The following is a 26,788-nucleotide window of genomic DNA, read 5'->3' as shown; positions in this document are numbered from 1 at the left end:
AACCGGCGGCGGAAGCGACCCGTTTGCGGCGCAAATGGAACAGCCACCCGCTTGCGCAACCGCAAGCCTGCGTCAAGCATCCGCCTTTATCCTTCTCCCCGTCTCGAGGGAGTGAAGAACCGTGGATGCCAAGGCAAAGCGTAGATATTTCGACATCCGCCCGACGCCTGGCGCAGGCCAGCCGCCGAAGGCCGCCACCCATTCGGAATTCCTGCGCACCGGCCGCATTTCGCGCAACCGGCGCGACTGGCTGCCGGAAGAGCGTCGCTATCTCACCTATGAGGAGGTGGCCGAGCGTACCGAAAGACGGCTGTCCGCGGCCGGCGAGAAGACGCATGAGCGGATCAATGCGGTGCACCGCGCCATCCGCTTCCCGAAGATCGTCTTCAGCCGGGCGCTTTCCGAAAGCCCGCATCTCGGCTACTGCCACGTCACCGCGGCCCGCACCGTCTTCGAACGCACCCCGCCGATCCACTGGTCCTTCTACATCTGCAATTTTCTCGCCGAGATCGGCGAGGCCGAGCAGTTCTTCGAACGCATCCGCACCGATTACGACCGCATGTATTTCGCCGTCGCCCTCGATCTGCAGCCGACCGGCGAGGCGCGCATCAACCGCACGGTGCGCGACAACGGCATCCTGTTCCGCACCAGCGATCCGCAGGAGGCGCTGAAGAACGTACTGATCCTCGGCGCACCGGACGAGGCGTTGCGCGCCATTCTGCGCAAGCTCTGAAAGCGTTTGCAGAGAACGGGCGTTTGGCGCTATTGCAGCCGTCATGGCAGCACGCATCATCGATATCGCGACAGATCGCGCCCTTGCACTGACCGAGGCCTCGGCACGTCTTGGCGAAGGCTTGCCGATCGCCATCCCGACCGAAACCGTCTACGGGCTGGCGGCCGATGCCACCAATCCGGCCGCCGTCACCCGCATCTACGAGACCAAGGGACGGCCACGCTTCAACCCGCTGATCTGCCACATGGCGGATCTGGCGATGGCCGAGCGTCACGCGATCTTCGATCCGGTATCGCGCCTCCTTGCCGAAGCCTTCTGGCCGGGGCCGCTGACGCTGGTGCTGCCGCGCCGCGCCGAAAGCGGCATCCACGATCTCGCGACCGCCGGCCTCGATACCGTCGGCGTGCGGGTGCCGCGCGGCTTTACCAGCGACCTCATCGCCGCCTTCGGCCGGCCACTTGCAGCGCCCAGCGCCAACACCTCCGGCAAGGTCAGCCCCACCAGCGCCCGCCACGTGGCGGAAGATCTGGGTGAGAAGCTCAGCCTCATCATCGATGGCGGTCGCGCACCGGTCGGTGTGGAATCCACCATCGTCAAGGTCGAGGGCGACCGGGTGCGGCTATTGCGTCCCGGCGGTATTTCGGCGGAAGCCATCGAGCGGCTGACGGGCCGCAAGGTCGAGCGGCAGGAAGGCCTTTCCGGCGCCATCGAGGCGCCCGGCATGCTCGCCTCGCATTATGCGCCAGGCGCTGCCGTCCGGCTTTTTGCCGCAGCCGCTGAACCGGGGGAGGCCCTCATCCGTTTTGCCGGTCAGCCGGTGGCGGGCAGCGAGGCGGCGAAGGCCGTGTTCGATCTCAGCCCTGCCGGCGACCTTGCCGAGGCGGCCGCGCACCTCTTCGACTATCTGAAGCAGGCCGATGCGACGGGGGCTGCCCGCATCGCCGTGGCAGCCATTCCGGATGAAGGGCTCGGCGAGGCGATCAACGACCGGCTGGCCCGTGCGGCCGCCCCGCGCGATACCTGACGCCCGGACGGGACGTCCCGCCAAAGCGGACGCCCGGCGGCGCCGAGACAAGACCGAGGAGACATGCCATGGATGCCCGCCTGCCCTCTTCCGACATCATCTCCCGCTTCACGGCCCTTGTCGGCCCGGCAAACGTGGTCAGCGACCCCCAGGAGATCGCCCCGCGCCTCGTCGAAAATCGCGGGCTCTACAAGGGTGCGTCGCCGCTGGTGCTGAAGCCCGGTTCGACGCAAGAGGTCTCCGCCATCCTCAGACTTGCAAGCGAGACCGGCACGGCAATCGTACCGCAGACCGGCAATACCGGCCTTGTCGGCGGCCAGACGCCGAGCGCCGACGGCACGCAGCTGATCCTCTCGCTGGAGCGGATGAACCGCATCCGCGACATCGATCCGCTTGCCAACCTGCTGGTCGCCGAAGGCGGCTGCATTCTGGCCGATGTGCAGAAGGCGGCGGAATCGGTCGGCCGGCTGTTTCCGCTGTCGCTCGGCTCGGAAGGCTCCTGCCGCATCGGCGGAAACCTTTCCACCAATGCCGGCGGCACGGCGGTCCTCGCCTATGGCAACATGCGCCAGCTCTGCCTCGGCCTGGAAGTGGTCCTGCCGACCGGCGAGATCTGGAACGGCCTGCGGCGCCTGAAGAAGGACAATACCGGCTATGACCTGCGTGATCTCTTCATCGGCGCGGAAGGCACGCTCGGCGTCATCACGGCGGCCGTGCTGAAGCTCTTCCCGCAGCCGGTCGGCCATCAGGTGGCCTTTGTCGGGCTCGCTTCGCCTCAGCACGCGCTTGCCCTGTTCGAAAAGGCGTCCAATCTCTGCGGCACGGCGCTGACCGGCTTCGAGCTGATGCCGCGCATCGGCATCGAGTTCACCACCCGCCACATTGCCGGCGTGCGCGATCCGCTGCCGACGGTGCATGACTGGTACGTGCTGGTCGACATCTCCACCAGCGATTCGGCCGAGACGGCGGAACGGCTGGTGCATGCGCTTCTGGAACAGGGGCTGGAGGCGGGCCTTGTCGAAAACGCGGTGATCGCCGCCTCGGTCGCCCAGGCGAAAGCCCTGTGGCACATGCGCGAAAGCATGTCGGATGCGCAGAAGCCGGAAGGCGGCTCGATCAAGCACGATGTCTCGGTACCGGTCTCGAAGATCCCGGCCTTCATGGCCGCGGCGGAAGAAGGCGTACTGGCGGCGATGCCCGGCGCGCGCATCTGCGCCTTCGGCCATCTCGGCGACGGCAACATCCACTACAACATCTCCCAGCCTGTCGGTGCCGACAAGACGGCCTTCCTCGCCCGCTGGCGGGAGATGAATGCCATCGTGCACGCCATCGTGCTGGAAGCCGGCGGGTCGATTTCCGCCGAGCACGGCATCGGCCAGCTGAAGCGTGACGAGCTGGCGGCGATCAGGCCGGAGATCGAGATCGACCTGATGCGGCGCATCAAGCATGCCTTCGACCCGGCCGGGATCATGAACCCCGGCAAGGTGATCAGCAGTTGAGGGCTTCGATCAGCGGTTCTGCGAGAGCGAGTAGAGCAGGTCGGCACTGATGCCGACGGTGTTGCCGTTGCCGGTGAGAATGGAAAGCGCCGACGAGCTGGCGTCGGAATTCTGGACGTCATACATGACGGTGAACTTGTTCACCATCTTGGCCACCTTGGAAGGGTCCTTCAGGTCTTCAAGCTTCATGTATTTCTTGACGAGGGCAGCCTGCTTGTCGACGTCGAGATTGCTGAAATTTTCCGGCAGCTGGTAGGTCACGCGGAAGAACTCCAGCAGCGCGGTATCGCCGAGGATGTCGTAGGCGCTTGTGATCGAATGCGACATGCGTTCGAAATAGAGCGCCAGGCGCACGCCGTTGTTGCTTTCGCCCTGCTCCTCCTCGAGCGTCTGGCGGGTATATTTGTGCTCCGTTTCCAGCACCTTGCCCTGGCTCTGGATACCGGTTGCGGGGCGCTCCGCCAGCTTGCCCTTGGTGTCGAAGTTGAAGGTGCCGAGGATTTCCGCCCAGGCCGTGTTCTTCTGCGTGTTGACGAAGCTCTTGGGATCGTTGAGGTCGGACGAGAAGACCTGCTTGAGGAAATCCTTGCTGACGCTCGACGGATCGATGTCATAGGCCGTCAGCAGCACCTTCACCAGCCGGCTGTCATTGATGAATTCCGAGGGCGACTGCATGGTCATCATCTTGGTGGAGTAATACTTCACCTCGGCGGCGGCATCGGTCTTCGCCTTGTCCTTGGCCGTATCGGTCAGGAAGCGGGTCATCTTGATCGTGTATTCGGAGCCGATCGACGTGATCGTGCCCTGTGGCTGGGCCGTCAGCGGCGCCTTGACATTGCCCTTGGTGTCGAAGTTGAACGACTTGGCAAGCTGGACGAAGCGGTCATCCTTCAGGGTGTAGATGTAGCTCTTGGAATCGTTGAGATCACTGGTCAGCGCCCGCTTCATGGTGTTGACCGAGACTTCCGAGGGATCGATGCCGACGGCCTTCAGGGCGAAGGTGTAGACATCCTTGTTGTTCATGAAATCCGACACGGTCTTGATGTTGCCGATCGCCTTCTGATAGGCGGTCGCCGCCTTCTCGTCCGCAGCATCCTGGGCATCGTTATAGGTGCTGTAGTAGCGATTGACGGTGGAATCCTGCTGCGTCGTGGTCTGCGCGGATCCGGCGGTCACCGTGCCGTCCGTCTTGAAGTTGAAGTCCTTCGCCAGTTGCAGATAGGCCGGATTGCTCTTGCCGAACCGGTTGGCATAGCTGTTCGGATCCGTGAGATCGCTGGTCAGGATCTGCTCGATGGTGGAGGTGACCACCGTGATGCCGGTCAGGCCATAGGCCGTCTTGATGAACTTGTAGAGGCGGGTATCGCCGATGATATCCGTCACATTGTCGACCGTTGCCATCTTCTGCTTGAAGTAATTGGCATCGTTCAGCGCGGTGGCGGTGGAAACACGCTCCTGCTTGCTGAGATAGAGGTCGTTGATGGTCGCCTTCTGCGCGCTCGTCTGCGCTCCGCCGGCGGGCACGGTGCCATCCGCCTTGAACTGGAAGGCGTCGGCCATGTCGAAATAGTTCTGCAGGGTCGCGAGCTTCGCCTCGTAGCCGGTGATTTCCGTCTCGATCTTGGCGCGCGCGGTCGCATCGGTCGTCGCGTCGAGCCGCGTCTGGGCATCGGTCAGCTGCGTGTTGAGGGTGGTGCGCTGCGGCCCGAGTGTCTGGTTGATGTAGCTTGCGGGATCGCTGGTGTCGCTGGACAGCACGCCGCGCAGCAGCGTGCGGGAATAGTAGTTCTCCGAAATGCCGTAGGACGTGAAGAGATAGCTGCGCAGACGGTCATTGTTGAGGAGATCATCGACATTGCCGATCTCGCCCATCATCGCGTTGAAATAGTTCGTCTCGGTGGTGACGGCATCCCCCTCGCTCACCATCGTGGAATTGTAGAGACCGAGCATGGCGTCGATCTGGGTCGAGGACTGCGCGGTCTTCTCGTCGCTGGAAAAGTTGAAGGCGCGGGCGAAATCGCGGTAGCGGCTGTCGGTCAGCTTGTTGGCGAAGCTGTTGGTGTCGGAGAGGTCGCTCTCCAGCACCTTGCGCATGAAGGCCTTTGCATAGGCCATGTCGCTGAGGCCGTAGGCCTTCATCGCGTAGTTATAGAGACGGGTGTTGTTCAGGAAATCATCGACGCTGGTAACCTTCGCGATGTTGGCCTTGTAATAATCGGCCTCCCGGCTGACGTCGGTCTGCTTGGAAACGCGCTTGAGGCTGGCCTGCAGATCCCGACTGACGAGGTCATAGCTGAGATAGGTGGATACCATGTCGCGAAGCCTCTCGTTCTCCTGCCGCGTGTGTTTACCCGTGCGCAGCATACGTCAACGAAACTTAAAGAATTGCTGTCCGGGCTTGGCACGCGGGGCTTGCGCGGGCCTGTCGCGGGGTGAAAACCTGTTCTGAGACCGGCCAGAACGAGCCTTGTTCATCTTCAGGAAACCCTGACGGATTCACCTTTGCTAACCATCAGGGGAGGCAGGAATTTCTTAACCGCAATTTTTAAGCGGTTCTGGAAAGGGGTCGCCTATGCTCCAGCCCATCAGAGGACAAAAGTCCCGCGAGAGATCGAAAACGGCTCTCAGGTAAAACAAGGGTAGCATTCGAGATGACAAATACGGTTCTGAAACCCTCTTGGGCAGGTGCAACGCTTCGACTGGACCCGACGCGTTTCCCCCAGCAGATCACGTACGGGCTGCATGACGCCGCCGGCGATGTCACCATCACCATCGACGAACGGGGCGCAGTCCTGCGCAAGATCCTCCCCGGCAGCGGCCTGCCGCTGTCCTTTGCCCTTCCGGCCCGCGCCTTCAAGGGCGTCGCGGCGCGCGCCATCGACCATGGCAATGGCGACGTCACCGTGACGCTCGAACTGCACCATGACGATCCTGACCTGTGCATCCCGCTGCTGGTGGCGCACGACCTGTGCGACATCGCAGCCGACTGGCGCAGCTGGTCCGATGCCTTCAACATTCCCATGCTGATGGTGGAAGCCGATGGCGTTGCCCGTCCGCTGGAAAACCATCTCGGCGATGTGCGCATGCAGGACACCAAGCCGCGCCGCCGCCACTCCTATTTCGCAGCCCGCCGCCCGCGCTTCCTGGTTCGCCGATCCACCGGCAGCCTGGGTGTTGCGATGCGCATCGAAGGCAAGGAGATCATCGCGCGTCGCTGATCCTCCGGCCGCCGACTGGCCACGCATCCGAGAGGCTCCCCAAGGGAACCGACCTCCATTCCAAGAAGCCCGGCATCCCTGCCCGGGCTTCTTGCGTTTCAGACGGGGGGCCGTCAGCGGCTGTGGGTGACGAGCGACACGACGAGGACAAGGAAGATCATCGCGCCAACCGGGTGATTGAACTTGAAGAGCTTCAGACACTGGTCCGGATTGTCGATATCGAGGATCAGTACCTGCCAGGCGAGCATCAGCGCCACGATGAGAAGGCCGACATAGCCAAGGAAGGCAACATGGCCGGCAATGAAGGCAAACAGCAGGAACAGCACTGTCAGCGCGTAGAGGCCGGATAGCCAGGCCTTGGCATGCTCTCCGAACAAAAGCGCGGTAGAGCGCACGCCGACGAGCGCATCATCTTCGCGGTCCTGCATCGCATAGATCGTGTCATAGCCGATGGTCCAGGCGATCGCAGCGGCATAGAGCCAGACCGGTGCGAAGGAAAGGCTGCCGAACACGCCCGCCCAGCCCATCAGCGCCCCCCAGGAAAAGGCAAGACCGAGAAAAAACTGCGGCCAGTCGGTAAAGCGCTTGGCAAAGGGATAGATCGCGACCACGAGCAGCGAGGCAAGACCAAGCCCGATGGTGAAGCCGTTGAACTGCAGCAGCACAAAAAGCCCGACCAGCGCCTGCAGCACCATGAAGATTTTCGCCTGCAGCCGCGTGACCCGGCCGGAGGGCAGCGGCCTCGATCGGGTGCGCGCCACTTCCATGTCGATGCGGTGATCGACGATATCATTATAGGTGCAGCCGGCGCCGCGCATGGCGACCGCGCCGAGGAAGAACAGGAACAGGTGAAACAGCTTCACCTTGAGCGAAAAGACCCCATCCGGCCCCATATCGGCATTGGCCGCCAGCGCCGAGGACCAGAAGCACGGCCACATCAGCAATTGCCAGCCGATCGGCCGGTCCCAGCGCGCCAGCTGTGCATAGGGCCACAGCGCGCGCGGCAGGGCGCGGTAGACGAAGTTGTCGGAAGGTGCGTCGGCCACGCGGCCCGGAAAATCGTGCGATGTGCTCATGGGCGAAGTTCTAAGCGGTTTGATGTCAAAAGCAATCGGTCGCAAGCACCAAGCAGGCGCCAGTGGCGGCCCGCGCTGGGCCTTGCCACACGGCCCTTCGGAAGGTGATGGCAGGTCATGCCCCTCCCCCCGTTCCGATGAGCCATGACAGATGTCGACGATCGGATTATGTCGTGCTGCCAGAGCACGTCCAGCGAAAGCGGGCAAAGGCTGTCGTCCGCTCTATGGCGAGAAAACAGGGAGCGGTTTCGTCCCTTTCATTTATCAGCGCCACGTCCGGGACGGTCCGCAACCGACAGGCGGGTCCTTACGGGGCCGCCCCCGGCACATAACCGAAGGTGTAGGTGGCGGAGACGCCGACCATGATCTGGTTGCGCGAGCCACGCTCCTGCACCAGACTGCTGTCGGCCGCGTCGCCCATCAGGCGCCGGTATTCGGCAAAGGAACCGATGGTCAGCCGGTCGGTGCTTTTCCACGATATGGCCGCGCCAACCCCCATGGCATGCAGACCGCCCTGCGGATCATCGGGCGCAAGGCCCGAGGCCAGCGACTGGGCATCGCTGACGCCGAAATAGGTCTTCTGGTAACCCTTGCTCGCCAAGGTGATCCGCGGACCGCCGGAAACCTGCAGGCCGGGCACCAGATCCGAATAGCCGTCGAGCGCCAGATCCGCCACCACGCCGTCATGGGCGCGGATACCCTGGCGCACCTCGCCGCGCACGCGGACGCCCTCCACCGGATAAAGCTCGGCAAAACCACCGGCTTCCAGCCCCCACTTGACCGAGCCGAGACCCTGCAGATCCTCGCTGCGGCTTTCACGCCGCGAGGGCACGAAGCGCCCGACGACGCCCGCATGGAAACCGCCGGCGCCGAGCAGCATCATCGAGGGACTGTCATTGCGCGACACGAAGGCCGGGCGTTCGCCGCGCCCGAGCGCCACCACGGGTGAGAAACTGAGGCCCCTCCGGTCGTCGCCCTGATATTTTGGCGCCTGGAACCCCATGCCGCCCAGCGTCAGATACCAGTCCTTCCACCAGTGGCCCTCCTGGGCCCGCGCCGGCACCGCCATGGAAACAGAAGCAAAAACAGCGACGAAAGCCGCGCGGGAAAAGAACATGAAAAACTCCGGAAACGCAAGACACTGACCGGGATGAGTCAATTCCGGACAGTAGACTCGATCGCGTTACCGAAATGTTAACTACACTGTTAAGCCCTGCATAAGCTCTACAGGCTCCAGCGCGCGCCTTTTCGCCTCAAACTTCTTCAGCTCTTCCTCTCGCATTGCAATATAATCACGCTGATGCGGCACGGCATCACGCGATTTCTTCAGCTGGATCTGGAAAATGAAGAAATTCTCGTGCGTAAAGGCCATTTCGGAGCCCGCCAGATAGAAATCCCACATGCGGAAGAAGCGTTCATCATAAAGCGCTACGGCATCCGCCTTGCGCGCCAGAAACCGCTGCCGCCAGTGGTGCAGCGTATGCGCATAATGCATCGGCAGGATCTCGATGTCGGAGATCAGGAGGCCGGCGCGCTCGATGTGCGGCAACACTTCCGACAGGGCCGGAATGTAGCCGCCGGGGAAGATATATTTCTCGATGAAGGGATTGGTGACGTAGCTGACGCTCGGCTGGCCGATCGAGTGCAGCACCATCACCCCGTCATCGGCCAGAAACTGGTTCACCTTGCGGAAGAAGTTGCGATAATTGGTGCGCCCGACATGCTCGAACATGCCGACCGAGACGATGCGGTCGAAACGCTCCGCCGGCCGGTAGGTGCGATAATCCTGCAGCTGGAAGCGCACCTTTTCGGCGAGATTGCGCTGTTGCGCCCGCTCTCTCGAAATCTTCAGCTGCTCCTGACTGAGCGTGATACCGGTGACATCGACGCCGGCGGCCTCGGACAGATACATCGCCATGCCGCCCCAGCCAGAGCCGATTTCCAGCACCCGCTGGCTGGGCCGAAGCAGCAGTTTCGCGGCAATATGGCGCTTCTTGGCAAGCTGCGCCTCTTCGAGCGAGATGCCCGGCGGATGGAAATAGGCGCAGGAATACTGCCAGTCCGGATCGAGAAAGAGCGCGAACAGGTGCTCGTCCAGATCATAGTGATGGGCGACGTTGCGGCGATTGTGGTTGATGGGAACCCGGTTGCGGAACAGCGAGACGGCGATGCGCGCGAGCCCCCGCCACAGCATGCCGAAGGTCAGCCCTTCGCTCAGCGTGTTTTCCTTCACAAGCGCCAGGAAATCGTAGATGTCGCCCTCTTCGACGATCAGGCGGCCATCCATGTAAAGCTCGCCGAGCTTCAGGGCTGGATCGGCGGCCAGTTCCGCCTCGGCCGCATCATCGGTGAAGCGCAGCGTGACGCTGCGCCCTCCTCCGCCTCCGAACCGTTGCTCGCCCGCCGGTCCCCGGACGGTGAGCGTTCCGATCTTGATGATTTTTGCCACCAGAAGACGCAAGGATGAGGCCATCATTACCTCCGAGATACTAAGGCACCCTTACTATTCCGGAAGAAACTAGTCCCTTGCGCGCAGGAGACAAGCACAATTTTGCCACGGAATGGCCGCGTTGAAAAAGGCTGCCGAACCGACGCCGGCAGCCTCCCTCTCCCGTGACGAGGCCGGATTGATCAGCGCTTCTTCATGGCCTCGGCCAGAGCCGCGCCGAGCCCGCCGAGCTGGCTGCCCTCGCTCTTTTGCGGTTTTGCCTGCGCATGACGCATGGGATTGCCGCCGCCCGGGGCCCGGTTTTCGCGCATCGACGCGGGCGCGGCCTCGCCGCCATCCTTGCGCATGGTGAGCCCGATGCGCTTGCGCTTTACATCCACCTCGACCACGCGCACCTTCACCACATCGCCGGCCTTGACCACCTCATGCGGGTCCTTGACGAAGCGGTCGGCAAGCTGGGAGACGTGGACAAGCCCATCCTGATGCACGCCGATATCGACGAAGGCGCCGAAGGCTGCGACGTTTGTCACTGTGCCTTCCAAAAGCATGCCGGGCTTCAGATCCTCGATCTCGTTGACGCCCTCCGCAAAGGTGGCCGTCTTGAAGCTGGGGCGCGGGTCGCGGCCCGGCTTTTCGAGTTCGGAAAGAATATCCTTCACCGTCGGCAGGCCGAACTGCTCATCAACGAACTGACGCGGATCGAGCTTCTTCAGCGCGGCGCTGTCGCCCATCAGGGAACGCAGGTCGCGGCCGCAGGCAGCCACGATCTTCTTCGCCACGCCATAGGCTTCCGGGTGGACGGCCGAGGCATCGAGCGGCTCCTTGCCGTTCGGAATACGCAGGAAACCGGCGCACTGTTCGAAGGTGCGGGCGCCGAGGCGGGACACCTTGAGCAGCTCTTTCCGGCTTTCGAACGGGCCGTTCTGGTCGCGGTGAATGACGATGGCATCGGCAATCGAGCGGCTGAGGCCGGCAACGCGCGCCAGAAGCGGCGAGGAGGCGGTGTTGAGATCGACGCCGACCGCGTTCACCGCATCTTCCACCACCGCATCCAGCGAGCGGGACAGTTTGCCCTGATCGACATCGTGCTGGTACTGGCCAACGCCGATGGATTTCGGCTCGATCTTGACGAGTTCCGCCAGCGGGTCCTGCAGGCGGCGCGCGATGGAGACGGCGCCGCGCAGCGAGACATCGAGATTCGGGAATTCCGCCGCCGCCAGTTCGGAGGCGGAATAGACGGACGCGCCCGCTTCCGACACGATGACCTTGGTGGGCTTCGGTCCTGCGGGCAGCTGTGCCAGCATGTCCGCCACCAGTTTTTCCGTCTCGCGGCTGCCGGTGCCGTTGCCGATGGCGATCAGGTCCACCTTGTGCTTGCGGATGAGGCTGGCAAGTTCCGCCTGCGTGCCGCGCACGTCGTTCTTCGGCGGGAAGGGATAGACGGTCGTCGTCTCCACCAGCTTGCCGGTGCCATCGACCACCGCCACCTTGACGCCGGTGCGGATGCCGGGATCGAGCCCCATGGTGGCGCGCGAGCCGGCAGGTGCCGCCAGCAGCAGATCCTTGAGATTGCGGGCAAAAACCCGGATCGCCTCCTCCTCCGAGCGTTCGCGCAATTCGCGCATCAGATCGAGCGACAGCGACATGGAGAGCTTGACGCGCCAGGTCCAGCCGGCGACCTCCATCAGCCAGCGGTCGGCCGGTCCCTTGTCGCCGATCTGGAAAGCGGCGGCGATCATGCGCTGGGTCGGCTTGATCGGCGACGGATCGTCCTGATCCACCTCGATGGTCAGCGTCAGCACTTCCTCGTTCCAGCCGCGCAGCATGGCAAGCGCGCGGTGGCCGGGCGTCGTTGCCCAGCGTTCGGAATGATCGAAATAGTCGGCAAACTTGGCGCCTGCGTCCTGCTTGCCATCCACCACCCTGGCCCGAAGTGTGGAAGTGTCGCGCATGTACTGGCGCAGGCGGCCCAGAAGATCGGCATTCTCGGTGATGGTTTCGGCCACGATGTCGCGTGCGCCCTCGAGCGCCGCCTTCACATCGGCAACCTCCGCCGAGAGATAGGCAGAGGCAAGCGCCTGCGGATCGGCGGCGCGGTCAGCCCAGATCGCATCGGCGAGCGGCCCGAGCCCCCGCTCGCGGGCAATCTCCGCCTTGGTCCGGCGCTTCGGCTTGTAGGGCAGGTAGAGGTCTTCCAGCTCCGCCTTGGTGGCGGCGCGCTGAAGCTTCACCGCCAGTTCGTCGGTCATCTTGCCCTGGCTGTTGATGCTCTCGACGATCGAGGTCCGGCGCGCCTCCAGTTCGCGCAGATAGACGAGCCGCTCGGCAAGATTGCGCAGCTGCGTATCGTCCAGCCCGCCCGTCACTTCCTTGCGGTAGCGGGCGATGAAGGGCACCGTGGCCCCCTCGTCCAGAAGGCCGATGGCAGCGACCGCCTGGTCCGGGCGGGCATTGATCTCGGCGGCAATGGTTGCGGCGATGGATTTGATGTCGGCGGCCATTTTCATTCCTGGTCCTTGAAGGGTACGCGACTGTACTCATCGATGATGTCAAGGCAATGGCCACGACCCGCCATCCACATCTGCGCGTTGCGGCGGTGGGTCGATGGAGCGTGAGGACATGTAAAAAAGGTGTTGATCTCAACCATGGTTGAGGTTCTATCAAGATGCTCGCAGACATTATTCTGGGAGACAGACATGCAATCCGAACCCATCGCCACGAGCATCACCGGCGTCTATGAAACCCATCTGCCGGTGAGGGATCTCGGCCGCTCGATCGCCTTCTATCGCGACCGGCTGGGCCTCGAGCTGGCAACCGAGATCTCCGAACGCCAGATTGCTTTCTTCTGGGTCGGACGAAGGGAGATGGGAATGTTGGGGCTGTGGCAGGTTGGAACCGGTCCTTTACAGATGCGACTTCACTTCGCCTTCCGCATGGAACAAGAGGCCGTGATGACGGCATGCGAAACACTGCGAAGCAGCGGGATCGAACCGCTCGACTTCCACGGCAATCCCGCCGAGGAGCCGGTCGTCATCGGCTGGGCACCTTCTTTGTCGGTTTACTTCAAGGACCCGGACGGGCATTCGCTGGAGTTGATCCACATGCTCGACGAGTCACCCGACAAGGGCTTCGGAATCGGCCCGCTTTCGGCCTGGAGGGCACATCGTCGCAATACGGACGGAAAGGCTGCTTGACCTTTTGCCCTCCTCCCCTTAACCGCGCAGGACATCCGGTGGCGATGGCAAAAGGGGAAAGACGTGAAGGTTCTTCTGATTGGGTCCGGGGGACGCGAGCATGCTCTGGCCTGGAAGCTGGCGCAGTCGCCCAAGCTGACCAGGTTCTACGCCGCCCCCGGCAATCCCGGCATCGCAGAGGTGGCAGAATGCGTTGCCCTCAATGTCGAGGATCATGCAGCCGTCATCGCCTTCTGCCGCGACACGGCAATCGATTTCGTGGTCGTCGGGCCGGAAGCGCCGCTGGTGGCGGGCATTGCCGACGATCTGCGGGCTGAAGGCTTCGTGGTGTTCGGTCCGTCAAAGGCCGCCGCCCAGCTGGAAGGGTCCAAGGGGTTCACCAAGGACATCTGCGCCCGCTACGGCATTCCGACCGGCGCCTACCAGCGCTTCACCGAGGCCGAGCCCGCCAAGGCCTATATCCGAGAACAGGGCGCACCGATCGTCGTCAAGGCCGACGGCCTTGCCGCCGGCAAGGGCGTGACGGTGGCGATGACGCTGGACGAGGCGCTGTTTGCCGTCGACGACTGCTTTGCCGGCGCCTTTGGTGCGGCCGGTGCCGAGGTGGTTGTCGAAGCCTATCTGGACGGCGAGGAGGCGAGCTTCTTCTGCCTGTCCGACGGCAAAACGGCGCTGGCGCTCGCCACCGCGCAGGACCACAAGCGCGTCGGCGATGGTGATACGGGCCCGAACACCGGCGGCATGGGCGCCTATTCCCCCGCCCCCGTGATGACGTCTTCCATGGTGGCGCGGACGATGGCGGAGATCATCGAGCCGACCATTCGCGGCATGGCCGACAGCGGCCATCCGTTCACCGGCGTCTTCTTCGCCGGTCTGATGATCACTGCCAAGGGGCCGGAACTCATCGAATACAATGTGCGCTTCGGCGATCCGGAAACCCAGGTGCTGATGATGCGGCTGAAGAGCGATCTGCTGCCGATCCTCTTTGCCGCCGCCACCGGCACGCTGGACCAGGTGACGGCCGAATGGCACGACGAGACGGCACTGACGGTGGTGATGGCCTCGAAGGGCTATCCCGGCGCCTACGAGAAGGGCACACCGATCACTGCCCTGCCCGAGGCCGAAGAGGGCGCCAAGGTGTTCCATGCCGGCACGGCGCTGAAGGACGGCCAGCTGGTCGCGACCGGCGGCCGCGTGCTGAACCTGACCGCCATGGGCCGGACGGTGGCAGAGGCGCAGGCGCGCGCTTATGGCCTGGTGGACCGGGTCTCATGGGAGAACGGCTTCTGCCGTCGCGACATCGGCTGGCGTGCCATCGAGCGCGAGGCATAAGCCGCTGCGGGCTCAGGCGGCGGCGCGTTAACCCGCGCTTAACCGCCTTTCCTGACAGGCTGGAAAGGAAAGGCGGCTAGCCTTGCCCTCCTCATCCGAGGAGAGGTGCTGCCATGCTTCGCAATGCCCTGCTGTTTTTGTCCGTGCTCGTCACGGAACCGGCGCTCGCCTCGTCCATCGAGAGGTTGGCCACGAAACCGCCCGGCAATCCGCCGAGCCTTGTCGCGCTTGGCTGCACCGGCTGCACCGGACCCGTCGAGACCAACCCGCCGAGCCCCTCGATCGAACGCCTCGGCCTGCCGCGAAACGGGCAGATCCTGCGCATCACCGATCGACAGGGGCAAAAGGCGCTGGAGCGGACCGAGGCCTGGATGGGCGGCTCGCCCGTCACCTTCGTCAGCCTCAACCCGTTGTTCATCCATGAGGAGGAACGGCTGATGGCGCTGCGCAAGGCGCCAGCCCTCCCCGTAAACGGCGATGGTGTCGATGCCGGAACCACGGCCGCCCTCAGCGACGGGGGTGCGGGCGCTCACCCCGCAAAAGCGACGACGACAGAACTCGCGCCGGATTTTTCCACCTACAGGCTGCGACCCGGCCGGTGAACGAAGACCTGTTGCACCGCGCAGACACAGGCACCGCCACCGTCGTTCGATAACCCGTTGCGTGGAAAAGGGCTGACAGGCTGAAGTGTAATACCACGACCTGCCTTGGGCATTCTGTCGACAGGCAGACGAACTTATACCAAGTGCGTACGCCAGTCGTTCTGTCAGTCCATCACAAACAACAGGTTAGCCCATTATAAAAACGTTTAGCATTCCGGGCCATAATATCGTGGGGTACGGTGCAGTATCCGTCGGGCGCAGGACGCGCCGCGCGTTTCCCTTTCCTGCAACGACGTCAGAACCCGTGACTGTTTCGGGGTGGCATCAACGACGGTACACTCATGAAAAACCTCAGAATCTCGCATCAGCTCTTCATCCTGGTCGGAGCCATGCTGGCGACCTTCGCGGTCATCACCTTCGTCCAGATTCGCTCCTCCACCAACGCCATCTATCATGAGCGTTACGAGATGCTGCGAACCCAGGTGGAGACGGGGCTCTCCATCCTTCAGGGGTACAACGAGCGGGCCACCAAGGGCGAGTTCACGCTGGAAGAGGCAAAGAAGCGGGCCTACGAACAGCTGGTCTCGCTGCGCTTCGAACCGGATGGCTATTTCACCGCCTATGACTTCGACGTGACCATCGTTTTCCACCCGAACCCCAAGATCGTCGGAACCTCGGCCAAGGGAAAGCCGGATGCCAACGGGTTCATGTATCGTGACGAAATCGTCAAGCTGGGTCGCGCTGGCGGCGGCTATGTGGAGTTCATCGGCCCGAAGCCCGGCAAGGACCCCAATGACTACAGCTATCCGAAGGCCGTCTATGCCAAGGTATTCCAGCCCTGGCAGATCGTGCTGATCACCGGGCTTTATACCGATGACCTGCGTGCCGATATCAGGGATACGATCATCCGGATCGTCGGCGTATCCGCAGTTCTGTTCCTGATGGCACTGGCAGGCGCCTATTACATCATTCGCGGCATCACCCGCCCGCTGAACTCCATTCACAACGCGCTGAATGCGGTTGCGGACGAAAATGTTTCGGTCGCCATTCCTCACACCGACATGAGCAATGAAGTGGGCATGATGGCCAAGGCCACGCAGTCTCTTCAGGAAAAGATCCGCGAGCGCCATGCGCTGGCCGAACGCCAGAAGCAGCAGGAGCAGGAGTTGCAGAGCGAACGCGAGCGCGGCATCGACATGCAGCGCGAGGAAGCCCGCGCCCAGGCGCATGTGGTGGCCACCATCGGTTCGGCGCTCGAGCGTCTGGCGCAGGGCGACCTGACGGTGCGCTGCGGAGACCTGGGAGCCAAGTATGAAGGCCTGCGCCACAATTTCGACGACGCGCTGTCGCGCCTCGAGCAGGCCATGGCCCGCGTCAACCTGAAGGGCAATGACATCGGCGTTTCCAAGGAAGAGATCCGCCGTGCCTCGAGCGAGCTTGCCCAGCGCACCGAGCGCCAGGCGGCCAATCTGGAGGAAACCTCCGCGGCGCTGGACGAACTGACGGTGGCAGTGCGACAGACCGCCGACGGGGCCAAAGAGGCAGCCCAGCGCGTGCAGACGATCAGTTCGGAAGCCCGACAGAGCGACTCGATCGTCGAGCAGGCCATCAGCGCCATGAGCGGCATCGAGCAGTCTTCGTCCGAGATCACGAAGATCATCGGGGTGATCGACGAGATTGCCTTCCAGACCAACCTGCTGGCCCTGAATGCCGGTGTCGAGGCCGCACGTGCCGGCGAGAGCGGCAAGGGCTTTGCAGTGGTGGCGCAGGAAGTGCGCGAACTTGCCCAGCGCTCCGCCGCCGCCGCCAAGGAGATCAAGGACCAGATCTCCCGCTCCTCCGGCCAGGTGGAACAGGGCGTGCAGCTGGTGGCCCAGGCCGGCGAGGCGCTGAAGCGGATCTCCAGCCAGATCGAGGGCGCCAACACGGTAGTCTCGCGCATCGCCCACAGCGCGCAGGAGCAGGATACGACGCTGCGGTCCATCTCCTCCTCCCTCAACCAGCTGGATCAGGCGACGCAGCAGAATGCCGCCATGGCGGAGGAAACCACCGCCTCGGCGGAAGTGCTGGCCAACGACACCGGCGACCTGCTGGAGCTGATCCGCGGTTTTCGCACCAGCCAGCAGAGCGGTCATCAGGGCCAGCGCATGCGGATGGCCGGCTAAACAAGCCCTCTCCGTTTGGATCAGAAACGCCGGAGCAATCCGGCGTTTTTTGTTGCGACATCGTCAGGTCAGGGCGGCCAGCGCCTCGATCTCCCGATCGGAAAACACGGCGATGCCGGCCCTCATCAACAGAGCAGCGGTAACGCCCTGGCCCGCATGCTTCACACCGGAGAAGCTGCCATCATAGATCGCCAGCGAACCGCAGGACGGACTGCCGTCGATCAGCAGCGCATAGGCGCATTCTTTTTCGCGGGCAAAGGAGAGCGCCTTCTCGGCGCCCGCCAGGAAGACCCCGGTCACGTCGCCGCCGGTCACCTCCAGCACGCGGGCACGCCCGGCCAGCACATCCTCGCCCGTTCCGCCCGCCTCGATTTCCGCCGGCGGACGCGGCACGGCCATGCCGCCGGCCAGTTCCGGGCAGAAGGACACCAGCCGCCCCTCCCCCTGCCAGCGGCCAAGCGCCGGATGCGACAGAAGCTTACCGCGCCCGTCATAGCGGACAGGCTGGCCGAGCAGGCAGGCGCTGATGAGGATGTTGGCGCGCATGATGGTCACACATCCAGTTGGCGCGGCACGTCGGAGCGTTCGTGCAGGATACGAACCACGTCGATGAAGTCGTCCCCGCGGATGACATAGAAGATCAGATGGGAGCCCGTCCGTCGCCGACGGTAACCGGCACGAACCCAGCTGACCTCTGCGCCTGCAAGGGGATGGCGGCCAATCTCCGCGATCGTTTCCAGGATCTGGTTCAGATAACGCTCGGCCTGGGCTTCGGACCATCGATCCCGCGTCTGGTCGCCGATATCGAGGAAATCCTGCCGCGCGGCAGCACTGAGGCGGACCTCAGCCATGGCTCTTCCATCTCGCCCGCGCAGCGGCCATCAGCTCTTCCGGGTCAAAAGCGACGGAAGGACCGCTGTTCTCACCCTCGATCAAGGCCTTGCGCAAGCCTTCCAGCTTTGCCTGCTCTTCCTCCAGCAGCCGCAGGCCTGCTTCGACGACCTGCTGCGGGGAAGAAAAACGCCCGCTTTCCACCTGCTCATCGACGAAGCGATCAAGCGGTTCATCCAGGATGATGTGAAAGGGCTTGTTCATCGGAAGCGTCCAGCGTTGAACCTGACGGGCCAAATGTAACATACGACGCCGACAAACAGGAAGGTGGAAGCAAAAGACCCCGCCGAAGCGGGGTCATGCAACACTCAGCCGGCGATCTTCGAAAAATCCGCCACGGTGCCGGTCGCTTCACGCACGGCATAAAGAAGGGCGAGACGGTTGGCGCGGATGGCCGGGTTTTCGTCGTTGACCAGAACCTCTTCGAAGAAGCGGTCCACCGGGCCGCGCAGCGTGGAGAGCGCTTCCATGGCCGAGCGGAAATCCTCCTGCACGATGGCATCGGAGGCCTTGGCGGAGGCGGCGCGCACGGCGGTGTAGAGCGCCTTTTCGGCCTCAAGCATCAGCAGTTCGTCGGACACGCCATCGGCAACCACGGCGCCCTTCTTCTCCTCGGCGGCGAGAAGCTGGGTGGCGCGCTTGGTGCCGGCCAGCAGGTTCTTGCCATCCTCCGACGTGATGAAGGCCGTCAGCGCCTCGACGCGACGCGCCACCAGCAGCAGGTCGTCGGCCGCCGGCGTCAGCACGGCATCGATCAGGTCATGACGGGCGCCCATATCGCGCAGATAGACTTTCAGGCGGTCGTGGAAGAAGGAGAGCAGGTCGGCATCGCCGATGATCGAGAGCAGCCGCAACCGCACCTTGCGCTCCATCAGGATGCGAACGACGCCGAGCGCGGCGCGGCGCAGCGCATAAGGGTCCTTGGAACCGGTCGGCTTTTCGTCGATCGACCAGAAGCCAACGAGCGTATCGAGTTTGTCGGCGAGCGCCACGGTGAGGCCCACCTTGCCTTCCGGCAGGCGGTCGGAGGGACCTTGCGGCTTGTAATGATCTTCGATGGCGGCCGCCACCTCGTCCGGCTCGCCCTGCAGAACCGCATATTTGCGGCCCATCAGGCCCTGCAGTTCCGGAAACTCGCCGACGGCTTCGGTGCGCAGGTCGGCCTTGGCCAGCACCACGGCACGATCGACAAGCGCCGGATCGGCACCGACCAGCGGCGCGAGCTTGGCAGCAAGCGCCCGGATACGGGCCACGCGCTGCCCTTGCGTGCCGAGCTTGGCATGGAAGGTGACGTTCAGCGCGTCGAGCTTGGCCATGCGCTGGTCGAGCGGCTTCTTCAGGTCCAGGCCGAATTTTTCGGCAGCGGCCTTCAGCGTGTCGAGATCCGGCAGGTTGCCCTGGTCGCGCGTCCAGAAATGCTTGGCATCCGACAGGCGGGCGCGCACGACCTTGCCGTTGCCGTGAATGATTTCCTGGCCGCCATCCTTCGCCTCGATGTTGGAGATGAGGATGAAGCGGTTCGACAGGCCCTCGCCGCCTTGGCGGCGCGTGACGAAACATTTCTGGTTCGTCTTGATCGTCAGGCGGATGATTTCGGCCGGGATCGCGAGGTACTCTTCCTCGAAGGTGCCCATCAGCACATGCGGCCATTCGACAAGGCCGGAGACTTCCTCCAGCAGGCCTTCGTCTTCCACGAGATCGAGGCCGCTTGCGAAGGCGAGATCGCGCGCATCATGCAGGATCACATCCTTGCGGCGCTCGGCATCCAGCATCACCTTCGCTTTTTCAAGGCTCGTCACGTAGTCGTCGAAGCGGCGCACGGTGATGGCGTCGGGCGCATGGAAGCGGTGGCCATAGGTGATGTTCGATGCGACGATGCCATCCACCTCGAAAGGGATCACCTGCGTCTCGTCATGCTCCGGCCCGAACAGGCAGACGATGGATTGCAGCGGGCGCACCCAGCGCAGGCTTTCGGAGCCTTTGCCGTCGATGCCGCCGAAGCGCATGCCCTTCGGCATCGAGGCGGCACCGGAGCGCATGCTTTTGGGCCATGGGAAGGCGCGGATGATGCCGGGCATCACCTCGCCGATGATTTCTTCCGCCGGCCGGCCGGGCTTGGTGACGACGGCCACATAGAAATCGCCCTTCTTCGGATCGGAAACGACCTGCGCCTCCGACACCGCAGCAAGCCCCGCCTTACGCAGAAAGCCCTGCACGGCCTGTTCCGGCGCCTTGGTGGAAGGGCCCTTGATCTCCTCACGCTGATCGGCGGAGCGGGCGGTGAGGCCACGGATATCCAGCGTCAGGCGGCGCGGTGTCCAGTATTCGCGCGCGCCCTCATAGGTCAGACCCGCTTCCACCAGCGCATCGGTGACGAGCTTCTTCAGGTCGCCGGCAGCCTTGCGCTGCATGCGGGCAGGAATCTCTTCGGAGCGAAGTTCGAGCAGAAGATCAGGCATGGAAATTGGCTTTTTGCTGGTTGTTCAGGCTGCGGCGGACTTAGCAAGCCAGACGGCGCTTGTCACTCGAAAAGCCGAGTGCGCTGATGGGACAATGACGACTTACCAGCCGCCTCCCCCGCCCCCGCCGCCCCCGCCGCCGGACGAGCCGCCGGAAAAGCCGGAGGATGAGGACGAGGAGGTTTGCGGGATGGTGGACGCAATGCTGGAGGCCATGGAGGACGAGAACGCGCCGATGCCGGACCCGAAATCGCCGATCGATCCGCCATGATACCAGACCGGCTGATAGGCGGCAGCCCCGGCAGCCGCCGTCGCCAGCCAGCGATTGAAGGCGTCGCTCCATGGCCTTTCCACCCCGAGCGCCACCGCATAAGGCAGCAGGGTTTCGAAATGCTGCGGCGACATCTTTGGCGCGCCGGCCATGTTGAGACGATCCCTTTCCGCCAGCGTCAGATAGAGTTCCAGCCCCGCGATGCCGGCCATCAGCCGGGCGCCCAGCGGCGTCGGCGCCCCCATCAGCACGAAGAACAGCCCGTTGACGAGGAAAAGACCACCGACCGAGACGAAGACCGGCCATTCGCCATTGTCGATGCTGTCGAGAATACTGACGGCGAAGAAGCCGGCCGCGCTCAGCGCGATAAAGCCGACGATGGCAAAGCCGATCGCCGCCATCAGCCGCAGGAAGAGGGTGCGGCGGCGCATGAAGGCCCTGGCCGCGCTGACCGCGGCACGGCCCCATATCACCCCGCCAACAGCCGGAACGGCGAGCGCCACGACGCTGTCCGGGTGCACATTGCCGAAAACGAGCAGGACACCGAGCACGAGAAGGCTGACCAACGCCCCGCCGATCACAGGACCGAGATTGCGACGGTAGTAGCGGCCGCGATGCTCCTTCTCGATGGCCGAGCGGAAATTGCGCGCCACGGTCTGCACGCGCTCGCCATTATCCCTGTCGATCACGAAGGTGCTGCCGGGGCCGCCGAGATCGCGCATCAGCACGGCCTGCCCCGCCGGCAAGGTTTCCGTCAGCGGTCTGTCGGTACGGCGCACGACGATGCGGCTGTCGAGATCCTCCAGCGTGACATGGCCCTTGACGGCCAGTTCGATGAAGCTGGCAGAGAGCGCCTCCCATCCGGCGCCGGAGAAGCCCCTGTTGTGCACGTAGTTCACAAGCGCCGGCGAAAGACCGTCCGGCGCATCCCAGCGCGGCACCACCACGCCCTTCGGCGGATCACGGCCGACGCGACGCCAGCACCAGACGTAATAGAGGGTGACGATCGCAAGCCCGGCGAAGCCGATGATCAGGTTGAGGTTGTCGCGCAGGAACCAGTCGCGCTGCTGCGCCCTGGAAGGCGGCGCGATCGAGCCCTTGGGAACAGCGATGACGATGGTGAGCCCTTCCCGGGGCCCCAGCGGACGGATGGTCTCGAAGCGCGGCGCGGTCGCGCTGCTGCCGATGCGGGCATTCTTCTCGCGCGATCCCTGCCGCCCGGTATAGACCGTCGTGTCCGTGGCGGAGACACCTGGCGGCAGGCTGACGACGGCAGAGGCCCGGTTGATCGGAAAGATCCAGCCGGTGCCGGTCACGTTCCAGTAGAATTCCTCGTGGTCGGGGAAATAGCGCACCTGCCGGTCGGTGCGATAGGTCAGCTCATAGGTGTGGCGACCGGGAGAGAGCAGCCGCTCGGAAGAGCCCATGAAGATGCGCAGGCCGCCCTCGATGGTTTCCGTATGCCACTCTTCCGGCGCCCCGTCGCGCGCAACGGACAGAACCTCGAATCCGACCCGCTGCAGGCGACCATTGGCATCCTGCAGGAAGAGCGGAAAATCGCGAAAAATGCCGCGCCTGATCTCGCGACCCTCCGCATTGACCGTGATGACCTCCGTGACGGTCACGGTGCCGTCACGGGAGAGATCGATGTCCGAGCGGTAGCTTTCGATCATCTCGGCAGCGACGGCCGTTCCGGCCGCCGCGCCGAAAAGCAGGGTCAGCAGCAGGGCGAGCAGCAAGCCTGCCTGCGAGAGCCCCGCCCGCATGGCGTCAGGACCGGTCGAAGCCGACGCCGAGCGAGGCAAGCGCATCCCAGTACTGGGGATAGGTCTTGCCGACACAGGCCGGATCGAGAATGGTGATGCCGTCGATCTTGAGGCCGGCCAGCGCAAAGCTCATGGCGATGCGATGATCGGCGAAGGTGTCGATCTCGGCCGGCAGATGCTGGCCGGCAAGCCCCGGATCGGACGCAACCAAGAGGTCATCACCCTCCTCCGTTGCCAGCCCCGCGCGAATGTTATTCAGGCCGGTGGAGAGCGCCCGGATGCGGTCGCATTCCTTGACGCGCAGATTGGATATCCCGACGAAACGCACGGGCGTCTCGTTGAAGGCGGCCAGCACCGCAATCGTCGGGATCGCATCCTGCATCTGGCTGCCGTCGATCACGGCCGGCATGTGCGGGAAGGCGGAAATCACCGCATGGGCGCGGGCATCGGGCTGGGTAAACGCGGCGGCCGGCGTGCCGATATCGATCGCGCCGCCCGTCAGCACTTCGGCGCCCCACAGATAGGTGGCGGCGGAGGCATCCGGCTCGATGTGGAAATCGGTCGCGGTATAGCCGGTCGGCTCGACCTTCCAGTTGGCCGCATCCAGTTGCTCCACCCTGGCGCCGAAGGCCCGCATGGCATCCAGCGTCAGATCCACATAGCCGCGCGCGCCGATCTCGGCGCCGCTGAGCGCAATCGTGACGGGCCGGTTCGCGCCCTTCGGTGCGAGCGGCGCGGCCATCAGCAGAGCCGACACATACTGGCTGGAGAGGTTCGCATCGATCTCGACGCGGCCGGTGCCGAAATGGCCATTGCCCTTGACCGTCACCGGCGGGCAGCCGGTCGGCGCATCCGCCGCAATGCCGAGCGAGCGCAGGGCAACGACCAGCGGGCCGATCGGCCGCTTGCGCATGTGCTCGTCGCCATCGACCACCACGGTGCCGTCAACGCTGGCGACGGCCGCCGTGAGGAAACGGGTCGCGGTGCCGGCATTGCCGAGGAAGAGCGGCGCGGCGGGCGCCTTCAGTTCGCCGGTGCCCGTCACCACGAAGGTGGTCGCATCCGGTTCTTCCACCGTCACGCCCATGGCGCGCAGCGCCTCCGCCATGTAGCGGGTGTCATCGCTCTTCAGCGCGCCCGTCAGGCGGCTGGTGCCGCGGGCAAGACCGGCCAGCAGCAGGGCGCGGTTGGTGATGGACTTGGAACCCGGCGGGCTGACACGGCCCTTCAGGGGCGCGGTCACCGGGTGCATGGTCAGTTTGTCAGTGGTGGTCATGTCGATCTCGGCTGGCGCCGGGCGGCGCGAAAAACATCAGAACCTGACGGTCGGTACCGCACGGTCCGCCTCGTTGGCAATCTCGAAATAGGGCTTCTTGCCGAAACCGAACTGGCCGGCAATCAGATTGGAGGGAAAACTTTCCACCTTCACGTTCAGCGCGCGGGCGGCACCGTTGTAATAGCGGCGGGACATCTGGATCTCGCCCTCCACCCGCTCCAGCGCACGCTGCAGTTCGGCGAAATTCTCGTTCGCCTTCAAGTCCGGGTAGGATTCAGACACGGCCAGCAGCCGGCCAAGCGCCTGCCCCAGCAGGCTTTCGGCCTGGATGCGGCCGGCCACATCGCCGGCGGGCACGGCCTGGGCCCTGTTGCGCAGGTCCACCACGGCCTGCAGCGTGGTTTTCTCGTGATTGGCATATCCCTTCACGGTCTCGATCAGGTTCGGGATCAGATCGGCGCGGCGCTTCAGCTGCACGTCGATGCCCGACCACGCCTCCTCCACCATCTGACGCGACGACACGAGACCATTGTAAGTAAAGATGACGTAGAGCACGGCAACCGCCAGGACGGCGAGTGCAATATACATGACATTTCCCCCTCATTCTTGGGCGGCTGAACCCTACTGCTTTCGATAGGGCGTGTCATGCCCGTTCGGCAGCCCCGACGCCTCCAAGACCTTAACCTTTCGTAACCCCCCTCCTTCAAATGTAACCTTTTGCGTGCGCGTCAAGTTAAGTCCGAGGCAGTAGCATCAGATTTCGGGACAATCATCGCGGAGACTGGCATGCCGCAAAAGACCTGGACCAAGCTGCCACCCTGGGCCCTCCTGGCCTGCCGTGACATTCTGAGGGCCGCGACCGCCAATCGCCGCCTGGTGGACATCCTCAACGAGATCACCGACATCATCACCGGGCTTTCCGACCTCGATCTGGCACCGAGCGCGGCCCTTTACATCGGCGAATGCGGCCAGGAAGGCCATCGGCTGCTCTACCATCGCCACAGCGATGATCTGATCTTTCCCCTCGTCATTGATCCCGAAAACATCAGCGACAGTTTTCCGCAGGGCTTTGGCCGCGCCAGCTTCTACCCGGTGCCCCTGGTCATCGGCGAGGGCGAACGCAGCATCGGCAGCGCGCTGTTCTTCGGCCGCACCGCCAAGCGCATGAGCGCACAGAAGCAGACCATCCTGATGGCGCTGGCGCAGGAGATCGCCCGCATCATCATCAATCGCGGCGGCCCGAGCGGCACCCTGATCGATCTCGTCGAACTCTCTACCGACGAGATCTACATCTTCGATCCGCTGAGCCTTGCCATCGTGCGGGCCAACCACACGGCCAGCATCCGCACCGGCCACAGCCTGGAAACCCTGTCGCGGATGACACCGGCGGCGCTGAAGGTGGATATGAGCGAGGCCGCCTACCGGGCCCAGATCGAACCGCTGCTGAGCGGCCGTTGCACCAGCATCTGCTTCGACGCCCGCCACCGGCGGCGCAACGGCACCGTCTATCCCGTCAAGGTGCAGGCCTGGCGCATCCGCAGCGACGAAGGCGACTTCTATGCCGAGGTGGCGGTGACGACCGCCGACCAGCGCAAGGCCTTCGGCCTGCTGGAACAGGTGTTCGACGCCATTCCCGGCGGCATCGGCGTGTTCGACAAGCGCTCGCGCCTTTTGATGGCGAACCGCCGGCTTTACGACCTCATGAACATTCCGCCCGAGCAGTTTCCGCCCGGTTCCCGCTTCGAGGACATCCTGCGCTACAACGCGACGCGTGGCGAATATGGCGATGGCAACGTGGAGGCCATGGTGCGCGAGCGGGTGGAGCAGGCCGAACTCGGCCTTCCCTACAGTTTCGAGCGCGAACGGGCGAGCGGCAAGGTGCTGGCGGTGCGCTCCGAACCCTTGAGCGGCGGCGGCTATGTGCTGAGCTACACCGACATCACGCTGCGCAAGCGCGCAGAAAAGGAACTGATCCGGGACCGCGACGAGCTGGAGGCGACCGTGCGCCAGCGCACGGCCGAGATCGCCGCGCAGGCAGCTGCACTGGAAGAGGCGCTGAAACAGGAAAAGACCATCAATGCCATGCAGCGCCAGTTCGTGGCGATGACCAGCCACGAATTCCGCACGCCGCTTGCCATCATCGACGGTGCGGCCCAGCGGCTGATGCGCAAGAAGGGCGGCATCGAACCGGACTTCCTGGTCGACAAGACGCACCAGATCCGCGCCGCCGTGATGCGCATGGTGGACCTGATGGAGAGCATTCTTTCGGCCGGCCGCATCGATACCGGCCGCATGGAACTGACGCTGGTCGACTGTTCGCTGAAGAAACTGATCGAGCAGGCCATCCACCGCCAGCGGATGTTTTCCCAGAACCATCGCTTCCAGGGCTTTCTGGAGGATCTGCCGGATGTAATCCGCTGCGATGCGCTGGCGATCTCGCAGGTGGTGACCAACCTGCTCGGCAATGCCGTGAAATACGCGCCACGCGCGCCCGACGTGACGATCCGCGGCTGGCGCGAGGGGGAATTCGCAATGATTTCGGTGCAGGATCAGGGCGTCGGTATCGATGCGGACGACATTCCGAAGCTGTTCCAGCCCTATTTCCGCGCCCGCACCTCCACCGGCATTGCCGGCACCGGCATCGGGCTCTCGCTGGTCAAGCAGGTGGTGACGCTGCATGGCGGCGATATCGTCCTGCAAAGCCGGCGCGGGCATGGCTCCACCTTCACCATCCGGCTGCCGATCCGCGGTCCGGTCACGGTGGGCACCAGCCTGCAACTGGAGGAGAAGGCACTCTGAACAGCAACCGCCAGACTCAAGACGTGACAGACTG

21 protein-coding genes are annotated in these 26,788 nt (G+C 63.9%); 9 read left to right on the top strand and 12 right to left on the bottom strand.

The window, feature by feature from the left end; genetic code table 11:
• Positions 1 to 121 precede the first annotated feature (121 nt).
• From FNA46_RS09290 to FNA46_RS09280, 3 genes are all read left to right on the top strand, one after another.
• Positions 122 to 733, top strand: coding sequence for a DUF6656 family protein (locus FNA46_RS09290; RefSeq protein WP_425468697.1), 612 nt, complete (start codon positions 122 to 124; stop codon positions 731 to 733).
• Between the two features lie 43 nt (positions 734 to 776).
• Entirely contained in the window at positions 777 to 1,757 is a 981-nt protein-coding gene (locus FNA46_RS09285; protein WP_143124911.1) for an L-threonylcarbamoyladenylate synthase, read from the top strand.
• A 68-nt stretch (positions 1,758 to 1,825) separates the two neighbouring features.
• Positions 1,826 to 3,256 carry an FAD-binding oxidoreductase gene (locus FNA46_RS09280; protein ID WP_143124910.1) on the top strand — a complete coding sequence of 477 codons (1,431 nt, stop codon included), beginning with the start codon at positions 1,826 to 1,828 and terminating at the stop codon, positions 3,254 to 3,256.
• 9 nt (positions 3,257 to 3,265) lie between these two features.
• On the opposite strand, the gene FNA46_RS09275 is transcribed toward FNA46_RS09280, so the two are convergent.
• A complete protein-coding gene (locus FNA46_RS09275; protein ID WP_143124909.1) occupies positions 3,266 to 5,569 on the bottom strand; it encodes a DUF1217 domain-containing protein in 2,304 nt (767 codons plus the stop codon).
• Positions 5,570 to 5,907: 338 nt separating this feature from the next.
• Between FNA46_RS09275 and FNA46_RS09270 the strand changes: the two genes are divergently transcribed.
• A complete protein-coding gene (locus FNA46_RS09270; RefSeq protein ID WP_143124908.1) occupies positions 5,908 to 6,474 on the top strand; it encodes a DUF6101 family protein in 567 nt (188 codons plus the stop codon).
• A 113-nt stretch (positions 6,475 to 6,587) separates the two neighbouring features.
• Here the strand turns inward: FNA46_RS09270 and ubiA are convergent, their stop codons facing one another.
• The 4 genes from ubiA to FNA46_RS09250 form a co-directional block, all read right to left on the bottom strand.
• Positions 6,588 to 7,550 (bottom strand): 4-hydroxybenzoate octaprenyltransferase, encoded by a 963-nt coding sequence (gene ubiA / locus FNA46_RS09265; protein ID WP_143124907.1) that lies wholly within the window; start codon positions 7,548 to 7,550, stop codon positions 6,588 to 6,590.
• Between the two features lie 307 nt (positions 7,551 to 7,857).
• Positions 7,858 to 8,667 (bottom strand): MipA/OmpV family protein, encoded by an 810-nt coding sequence (locus FNA46_RS09260; RefSeq protein ID WP_143124906.1) that lies wholly within the window; start codon positions 8,665 to 8,667, stop codon positions 7,858 to 7,860.
• Positions 8,668 to 8,748: 81 nt separating this feature from the next.
• On the bottom strand, positions 8,749 to 10,023 hold the full coding sequence (locus FNA46_RS09255; RefSeq protein ID WP_143124905.1) for a cyclopropane fatty acid synthase: 1,275 nt from the start codon (positions 10,021 to 10,023) through the stop codon (positions 8,749 to 8,751).
• Between the two features lie 158 nt (positions 10,024 to 10,181).
• A complete protein-coding gene (locus FNA46_RS09250) occupies positions 10,182 to 12,500 on the bottom strand; it encodes a Tex family protein (protein ID WP_143124904.1) in 2,319 nt (772 codons plus the stop codon).
• A gap of 195 nt (positions 12,501 to 12,695) precedes the next feature.
• Between FNA46_RS09250 and FNA46_RS09245 the strand changes: the two genes are divergently transcribed.
• The 4 genes from FNA46_RS09245 to FNA46_RS09230 all read left to right on the top strand — a co-directional run bounded on the left by FNA46_RS09245 (position 12,696) and on the right by FNA46_RS09230 (position 17,292).
• Complete coding sequence (locus FNA46_RS09245) at positions 12,696 to 13,193, top strand: VOC family protein (protein WP_143124903.1); 498 nt, start codon at positions 12,696 to 12,698, stop codon at positions 13,191 to 13,193.
• A 63-nt stretch (positions 13,194 to 13,256) separates the two neighbouring features.
• Entirely contained in the window at positions 13,257 to 14,525 is a 1,269-nt protein-coding gene (purD, locus tag FNA46_RS09240; RefSeq protein WP_143124902.1) for a phosphoribosylamine--glycine ligase, read from the top strand.
• 113 nt (positions 14,526 to 14,638) lie between these two features.
• Positions 14,639 to 15,127, top strand: coding sequence for a plant virulence effector HPE1-like domain-containing protein (locus FNA46_RS09235; RefSeq protein WP_143124901.1), 489 nt, complete (start codon positions 14,639 to 14,641; stop codon positions 15,125 to 15,127).
• A gap of 341 nt (positions 15,128 to 15,468) precedes the next feature.
• On the top strand, positions 15,469 to 17,292 hold the full coding sequence (locus FNA46_RS09230) for a methyl-accepting chemotaxis protein (RefSeq protein WP_143124900.1): 1,824 nt from the start codon (positions 15,469 to 15,471) through the stop codon (positions 17,290 to 17,292).
• 63 nt (positions 17,293 to 17,355) lie between these two features.
• Here the strand turns inward: FNA46_RS09230 and FNA46_RS09225 are convergent, their stop codons facing one another.
• The 7 genes from FNA46_RS09225 to FNA46_RS09195 form a co-directional block, all read right to left on the bottom strand.
• On the bottom strand, positions 17,356 to 17,847 hold the full coding sequence (locus tag FNA46_RS09225) for a 2-thiouracil desulfurase family protein (protein ID WP_425468696.1): 492 nt from the start codon (positions 17,845 to 17,847) through the stop codon (positions 17,356 to 17,358).
• Positions 17,844 to 18,143 carry a type II toxin-antitoxin system RelE/ParE family toxin gene (locus tag FNA46_RS09220; protein WP_143124898.1) on the bottom strand — a complete coding sequence of 100 codons (300 nt, stop codon included), beginning with the start codon at positions 18,141 to 18,143 and terminating at the stop codon, positions 17,844 to 17,846. Before FNA46_RS09220 ends, FNA46_RS09225 begins: the two co-directional genes overlap by 4 nt.
• The gene (locus FNA46_RS09215) at positions 18,136 to 18,387 is read right to left on the bottom strand and encodes a type II toxin-antitoxin system ParD family antitoxin (RefSeq protein WP_143124897.1); all 252 of its coding nucleotides are present in this window, start codon (positions 18,385 to 18,387) and stop codon (positions 18,136 to 18,138) included. The genes FNA46_RS09220 and FNA46_RS09215 overlap by 8 nt, the downstream gene beginning before the upstream one ends.
• Positions 18,388 to 18,491: 104 nt before the next feature.
• Complete coding sequence (gene glyS / locus FNA46_RS09210) at positions 18,492 to 20,642, bottom strand: glycine--tRNA ligase subunit beta (RefSeq protein WP_143124896.1); 2,151 nt, start codon at positions 20,640 to 20,642, stop codon at positions 18,492 to 18,494.
• Positions 20,643 to 20,744: 102 nt separating this feature from the next.
• Positions 20,745 to 22,679, bottom strand: coding sequence for a DUF2207 domain-containing protein (locus FNA46_RS09205; protein WP_143125023.1), 1,935 nt, complete (start codon positions 22,677 to 22,679; stop codon positions 20,745 to 20,747).
• A 4-nt stretch (positions 22,680 to 22,683) separates the two neighbouring features.
• The gene (gene aroA / locus FNA46_RS09200) at positions 22,684 to 23,955 is read right to left on the bottom strand and encodes a 3-phosphoshikimate 1-carboxyvinyltransferase (protein ID WP_143124895.1); all 1,272 of its coding nucleotides are present in this window, start codon (positions 23,953 to 23,955) and stop codon (positions 22,684 to 22,686) included.
• Between the two features lie 36 nt (positions 23,956 to 23,991).
• Complete coding sequence (locus tag FNA46_RS09195) at positions 23,992 to 24,543, bottom strand: LemA family protein (RefSeq protein ID WP_143124894.1); 552 nt, start codon at positions 24,541 to 24,543, stop codon at positions 23,992 to 23,994.
• Between the two features lie 198 nt (positions 24,544 to 24,741).
• On the opposite strand from FNA46_RS09195, the gene FNA46_RS09190 reads away from it, so the two are divergent.
• The gene (locus FNA46_RS09190; RefSeq protein WP_143124893.1) at positions 24,742 to 26,754 is read left to right on the top strand and encodes a sensor histidine kinase; all 2,013 of its coding nucleotides are present in this window, start codon (positions 24,742 to 24,744) and stop codon (positions 26,752 to 26,754) included.
• Positions 26,755 to 26,788: the final 34 nt, after the last annotated feature.

The sequence above is a fragment of the Affinirhizobium straminoryzae genome, assembly GCF_007004135.1.
GTDB classification, from domain to species: domain Bacteria; phylum Pseudomonadota; class Alphaproteobacteria; order Rhizobiales; family Rhizobiaceae; genus Neorhizobium; species Neorhizobium straminoryzae.
Note: the sequence above shows the minus strand (reverse complement) of the source record. Positions and strands in the feature narration are given on the sequence as shown.

What these genes read in the sequence shown, in the direction of transcription:
- FNA46_RS09285 (WP_143124911.1), top strand. Translation starts at nt 777, where the DNA reads ATGGCAGCACGCATCATCGATATCGCGACAGATCGCGCCCTTGCACTG.
- FNA46_RS09280 (WP_143124910.1), top strand. Translation starts at nt 1,826, where the DNA reads ATGGATGCCCGCCTGCCCTCTTCCGACATCATCTCCCGCTTCACGGCC.
- FNA46_RS09275 (WP_143124909.1), bottom strand. Translation starts at nt 5,569, where the DNA reads ATGGTATCCACCTATCTCAGCTATGACCTCGTCAGTCGGGATCTGCAG.
- FNA46_RS09270 (WP_143124908.1), top strand. Translation starts at nt 5,908, where the DNA reads ATGACAAATACGGTTCTGAAACCCTCTTGGGCAGGTGCAACGCTTCGA.
- ubiA (WP_143124907.1), bottom strand. Translation starts at nt 7,550, where the DNA reads ATGAGCACATCGCACGATTTTCCGGGCCGCGTGGCCGACGCACCTTCC.
- FNA46_RS09260 (WP_143124906.1), bottom strand. Translation starts at nt 8,667, where the DNA reads ATGTTCTTTTCCCGCGCGGCTTTCGTCGCTGTTTTTGCTTCTGTTTCC.
- FNA46_RS09255 (WP_143124905.1), bottom strand. Translation starts at nt 10,023, where the DNA reads ATGGCCTCATCCTTGCGTCTTCTGGTGGCAAAAATCATCAAGATCGGA.
- FNA46_RS09250 (WP_143124904.1), bottom strand. Translation starts at nt 12,500, where the DNA reads ATGGCCGCCGACATCAAATCCATCGCCGCAACCATTGCCGCCGAGATC.
- FNA46_RS09245 (WP_143124903.1), top strand. Translation starts at nt 12,696, where the DNA reads ATGCAATCCGAACCCATCGCCACGAGCATCACCGGCGTCTATGAAACC.
- FNA46_RS09235 (WP_143124901.1), top strand. Translation starts at nt 14,639, where the DNA reads ATGCTTCGCAATGCCCTGCTGTTTTTGTCCGTGCTCGTCACGGAACCG.
- FNA46_RS09230 (WP_143124900.1), top strand. Translation starts at nt 15,469, where the DNA reads ATGAAAAACCTCAGAATCTCGCATCAGCTCTTCATCCTGGTCGGAGCC.
- FNA46_RS09220 (WP_143124898.1), bottom strand. Translation starts at nt 18,143, where the DNA reads ATGGCTGAGGTCCGCCTCAGTGCTGCCGCGCGGCAGGATTTCCTCGAT.
- FNA46_RS09215 (WP_143124897.1), bottom strand. Translation starts at nt 18,387, where the DNA reads ATGAACAAGCCCTTTCACATCATCCTGGATGAACCGCTTGATCGCTTC.
- glyS (WP_143124896.1), bottom strand. Translation starts at nt 20,642, where the DNA reads ATGCCTGATCTTCTGCTCGAACTTCGCTCCGAAGAGATTCCTGCCCGC.
- FNA46_RS09205 (WP_143125023.1), bottom strand. Translation starts at nt 22,679, where the DNA reads ATGCGGGCGGGGCTCTCGCAGGCAGGCTTGCTGCTCGCCCTGCTGCTG.
- aroA (WP_143124895.1), bottom strand. Translation starts at nt 23,955, where the DNA reads ATGACCACCACTGACAAACTGACCATGCACCCGGTGACCGCGCCCCTG.
- FNA46_RS09195 (WP_143124894.1), bottom strand. Translation starts at nt 24,543, where the DNA reads ATGTATATTGCACTCGCCGTCCTGGCGGTTGCCGTGCTCTACGTCATC.
- FNA46_RS09190 (WP_143124893.1), top strand. Translation starts at nt 24,742, where the DNA reads ATGCCGCAAAAGACCTGGACCAAGCTGCCACCCTGGGCCCTCCTGGCC.